Source organism: Brevinematia bacterium, from assembly GCA_039630355.1.
GTDB lineage: Bacteria > Spirochaetota > Brevinematia > DTOW01 > DTOW01 > SKYB106.
Genome location: JBCNVF010000058.1, coordinates 1 through 4,726, shown reverse-complemented (window position 1 = coordinate 4,726; position 4,726 = coordinate 1). Strand labels below are relative to the sequence as shown.

Annotated in this window: 5 protein-coding genes; 2 read left to right on the top strand and 3 right to left on the bottom strand. The window is 38.7% G+C overall.

The features are described from left to right. Positions 1-33 precede the first annotated feature (33 nt). Both ABDH28_04400 and ABDH28_04395 read left to right on the top strand, forming a co-directional pair. Positions 34-366 (top strand): hypothetical protein, encoded by a 333-nt coding sequence (locus ABDH28_04400; protein ID MEN2998256.1) that lies wholly within the window; start codon positions 34-36, stop codon positions 364-366. A 10-nt stretch (positions 367-376) separates the two neighbouring features. Further along, a complete protein-coding gene (locus ABDH28_04395; GenBank protein ID MEN2998255.1) occupies positions 377-766 on the top strand; it encodes a hypothetical protein in 390 nt (129 codons plus the stop codon). Positions 767-949: 183 nt separating this feature from the next. Here ABDH28_04395 and ileS read toward each other — a convergent pair whose 3' ends face one another. The 3 genes from ileS to ABDH28_04380 form a co-directional block, all read right to left on the bottom strand. Then, entirely contained in the window at positions 950-3,721 is a 2,772-nt protein-coding gene (gene ileS, locus ABDH28_04390; protein MEN2998254.1) for an isoleucine--tRNA ligase, read from the bottom strand. A gap of 1 nt (position 3,722) precedes the next feature. After that, the gene (gene purS, locus ABDH28_04385; GenBank protein MEN2998253.1) at positions 3,723-3,953 is read right to left on the bottom strand and encodes a phosphoribosylformylglycinamidine synthase subunit PurS; all 231 of its coding nucleotides are present in this window, start codon (positions 3,951-3,953) and stop codon (positions 3,723-3,725) included. A 432-nt stretch (positions 3,954-4,385) separates the two neighbouring features. Next, the coding region (locus ABDH28_04380) for a hypothetical protein (protein MEN2998252.1) at positions 4,386-4,726 on the bottom strand (341 nt) is incomplete at its 5' end.

The following is a 4,726-nucleotide window of genomic DNA, read 5'->3' as shown; positions in this document are numbered from 1 at the left end:
GGTGGTTCAAAAAATCACCTAAGGAGGTTTGTTATGAAAAGATTATTAATCTTATTTCTAGCGATCTTATCACTTTTTTACATAACTGGTTGTTTCAAAGTAGTTATTGAATCGCCTGCTACAAAGGATGTATACCTTGTTGATGAAACCAAAAAGGCGAAAGTGAAAGATGGCAAAAAGGTATGGTATGCTCTGTGGGGATTAGTGCCCATATCCGATAACACCATTTCAGACATAATAATGAAGCACGATGCTAAGAAGATAAAAGTAACTCAGTTTATCGGAGTAGATGATGCAATAATATCCCTAATTTTAGGGCTTTTCACAATAGCAACATCATCAATTGAAGTAGAAATAGTAGAATAGGAGGTGCTTTATGAAGAGAGTATTAATTATTTTGTTGATATTAGTAATAGCAGGTTCAGCTCTTAGTGGTTGCTTTGTTAAGAAAGCTTCAGCTCCTGTTGGAAAAGAAGTTCTGCTAGCGAAAGAGGGAGAAGGTCCTAAGAGTGTCTCCTCAAAAAGAATATTCTATGTGATTGCAGGGCTTTTGCCATTACTTAGCTTTGAAGACGCATTTACAAACTTCAAGCTATTTACATACGATGTAAACAACTCATCTACAATGATAGACAGACTTGGAGCCAAGAAAGTTAGAGTTGTTTTCAAATATGACCTATTAGACTACTTTATTGGCTACCTACTCAACCTAATACTTCCTGTTGGAGTAACTATAAACTCAATTGATGTGGAGGTAATAGAGTAAAGCAAGGTAAACACTTAAAACTGCCACCCCGCTTACCTTAGTTCTCTTAAGCTTCTCTTTAGATTAACCGTCTTAGGTAATCCCTTTTTGCTTGTTGTTAGCTGTTTCGTATCTGACAAGATGACAGAAATTAGGTGTAAAACCTCCTGCCAATCACCAAAGTTCTGATAGCTCCACAGAACTTTATAATACCTTTAAATCCTCTATACTCTCTACACACTTTTGGCAAATAGTTGGATGTTGTTGGTTCATACCTACTGTTGGTGAATAAACCCAACACCTTTCACACTTTTGTCCCTCAGCTTTGTCAATCCACACTCTTATTCCCTCTTCCTCGTAAAAAGTCTCTGTGTTACCCTCTCCAAGCTCTACCTGAGAGACAATGAAAATTTCCCAAAGAGAATCTTTATACCTCAGAAGTGTCTCTCTCACTCTCTGAGTCTCACTTTCTATAACAACCTTTGCTTCAAGAGAAGAGTTTATCAGCTTTTGCCTTCTTGCCATTTCAAGCCCCTTAAGCACAACATCTCTAACCAGAAGTATTGTGCCCATCTCCTCCCTAATTGTAGGATTTTCCCATTCATTAGGGATAATATCATACTCCGTAAGAAATACAGAAGACACCTTTAGCCTATCCTTGAAGAAATGGTGCCAAACGTCCTCGGCGGTAAAGGAGAGTATTGGAGCTATAGCTTTGGTTAAAAAGCTTAGAATGTAATACATTGCAGTTTGAGAACTTCTCCTTTTCGCACCATCTTTCTTGCCAGTATAAAGCCTATCCTTAAGAACATCAAAGTAAAATGCGCTAAGCTCAACATTAGAAAACTCATACAACATCCTATACACTTTGTTGAATTCGTAGTTCTCGTAACTCTTCGTTATTTCATTTGAAAGAGTATAAACTCTGTCAAGGACCCATTTGTCTATCTCCGTAAGTTTATCATAAGGAAGCTTGTCTTTCTCCTCAAAGTCATACAAATTAGCTACCAAATACCTAAGAGTGTTTCTAATCTTTCTGTAGGCATCAACCACCTTTTCAAGAATGTGTTCACCTATTCTTAGATCTTCGGTATAATCTTCAGACACTACCCATAGCCTAAGCACATCTGCTCCATACTTTTTTATAACCTCCTCCGGTGCAACAACATTGCCAAGAGACTTATGCATAGCTCTACCTTGTTCATCTAGAACGAAGCCGTGTGTGAGAACATTTTTATACGGAGGCACCCCTTTTAATGCTACAGATGGCCACAGTGATGATTGAAACCAACCTCTGTGTTGATCAGATCCCTCAAGATACAGATCAGCTAAAGAGAGAATCTCCTCCCTAGTATCCAAAACACAAAAACTACTCACTCCAGAGTCAAACCACACATCAACTATATCCCTTTCCTTATCAAACTCCCTACTCCCACATTCGCACTTAAAGTCTCCCTGTAACTCGGTTATACTTTTTTCAAACCAAACATCCACTCCTTGCTCAGAGAATACCCTAACTATATGTTTCCCCCATTCTCCACCGAGATATGTCTTTCCGCACTTTTTGCACGTTATTGCAGGAATAGGAACCCCCCAAGCCCTCTGCCTAGAAAGACACCAATCAGTCCTGTTTCTTACCATTGCCTCAATTCTATTCTTCCCCCAAGAGGGTATCCACCTAACAAACTCTATTCCCTCAATAGCTTTATCTTTTATCTCCTTATTACTCACATCAAAAAACCATTGAGGTTTAGTCCTGAATATGACTGGGTTTTTGCACCTCCAGCAATGCGGATATTGGTGTTTATACTTCTCATAATGTAGGAGTAATCCCTTTTCCCTAAGAAATTCAATTATCAGGTTATTAGCTTCAAAAACCCTAATACCTTTCCACCTGTCCACCTCTTCTGTAAACTTACCCTCATCGTCAACAGGAGAGAGTATCTTCAGTCCATACCTTATCCCCATCTCGTAATCTTCTATACCATGCCCAGGTGCAGTGTGAACTATACCCGTTCCTACATCAGAGCTCACATGCTCTCCAAACACAACCACAGATTCTCTATCCTCAAATGGATGTTTAACCTTCAACTTTCTTATGTCCTCAATCTTAATCTCCCTAACATCAACCCATTTTTTACCTAATCTAGATTCAAGATCACCTATTAAAGCCTTAGCTAAAACGTAATACTCCTTCCCGTCAAAGGAAGCAACAACATACTCTAGATCTTCGCTAAAAGCAACTGCAGTATTCCCGGGCAAGGTCCAAGGTGTAGTAGTCCATATAAGCACAAAAACCTCACCTCCAGCATCTAGCTCGTTTTCAACAACTGGAAACTTAACATAAATTGAAGGAGATTCTTTCTCGTAATACTCTATCTCGGCTTCAGCAAGAGCAGTTTCGCAATGAAAACACCAGTGAATCGGCTTTTCACCTTTGTATATAAGCTTTCTATCAGCTAGTTCAATCAAAATTTTAGCAATGTTTACCTCATAATCCTTAGACATCGTAAGATAAGGCTTATCCCAGCTACCAAAAACTCCAAGTCTTATAAACTCCTCTCTCTGAATGTTTACAAACCTTTCAGCGTATTCCCTGCTTAACTTTCTAATTTCAGTTGCAGGAGTAGTTTTTGCCTTGCTACCTAGATTTTTTGTAACCTGTAACTCTATGGGTAGACCGTGACAGTCCCAGCCCGGAATGAAAGGAGTATAATATCCTCTCAGGAGTCTATCTTTGACAACTATGTCCTTAAGAATTTTATTCAATGCATGTCCTATGTGAATGTGACCATTTGCGTACGGAGGCCCATCGTGGAGAATATACTTCTTCCTCTTGTCTTTCGCCTCAAGAGCTTTCTCGTAAATTCTGTTTTCTCTCCAAAACTTTATGAATTCTGGTTCTCTCTGCGGTAAATTTGCCTTCATAGGGAAAGTAGTAGTCGGAAGGTTTACTGTTGCTCTGTAATCCACCATACTATTCCTCCACCTTCTCTATCTCAAATCTCTCAATGACAGGATTTGATAAAACCTCGTTAGACACTTTTCTTACAGTATCTTCACTATCATCTGTTTCCAAGTAAAAAACCTTACCTACTCTAACATCACTTATACCCCTATACCCAAGGTTATGTAGAACCTTGAGTATGGCACTCCCCTGCGGATCAAAAACATTGTCTTTCAGCAAAACAGTAACTTTGTATTTCATAGTAGAATATTATTTTAATCATTCAGAAAGTTACTTTACAAGAACAAAAAGAAGGCAACAAAATCCAACAATAAATTCCAGAATCTAACAAAACACTCCTCCTGATAGGCACCTAAGAGACTTGATGCAAAGTGAAATTTCGTGACTGACAAAACCAAATGGGCAACTAGTGAAGCTAGATTTATTGAATACCACCCAATAAAGCTCAAAATTTAACAATATTGAACGAACGCTGTCTAGAACCAAAGGAAGCTAAGTAAGCAAAAAGTTTGGAATCTTGATTGCTTACCTAACGGAAATTGGAATTTAATTAACCCAATGCTACTCTGCTGAAGTTATCTTTAAAAGAGGATAACTAAAGTGATCAGAAAAGCAAACTAAAAACTTCCTCTACAAACAAAAAAGGGAGCCAGAAGGCTCCCTAGATCAAACCTACTTGATTGTATAAGGAACCATCTCTATCAACTGATAACCACTGGTAGTTCTATGCACTGCTTCATACTCGTGATTACCAGTATGCCCAGGATTTACCACACTGACACCAACTTTGATACTCTGATTCACAGACAAACCAGCCGCATTTAGATCTATCCTATATTCAACTACACCAGGATTGTTCATAACAGCAGGTGCTCCTTTCCATTTAGTAGGATTATTTGACCAATTCTCAATCGGAGTGCCTTCATGCGTTGCAAAAACCCCCCATCCATTGGCATTGTGTAGTACAAACATATCAAAAGGAGTGGTATTTGTCTGAACAGCATTTATCCAGC

Coding starts and splice junctions, on each gene's coding strand:
- ileS (MEN2998254.1), bottom strand. CDS start 3,721: ATGGTGGATTACAGAGCAACAGTAAACCTTCCGACTACTACTTTCCCT.
- ABDH28_04400 (MEN2998256.1), top strand. CDS start 34: ATGAAAAGATTATTAATCTTATTTCTAGCGATCTTATCACTTTTTTAC.
- purS (MEN2998253.1), bottom strand. CDS start 3,953: ATGAAATACAAAGTTACTGTTTTGCTGAAAGACAATGTTTTTGATCCG.
- ABDH28_04395 (MEN2998255.1), top strand. CDS start 377: ATGAAGAGAGTATTAATTATTTTGTTGATATTAGTAATAGCAGGTTCA.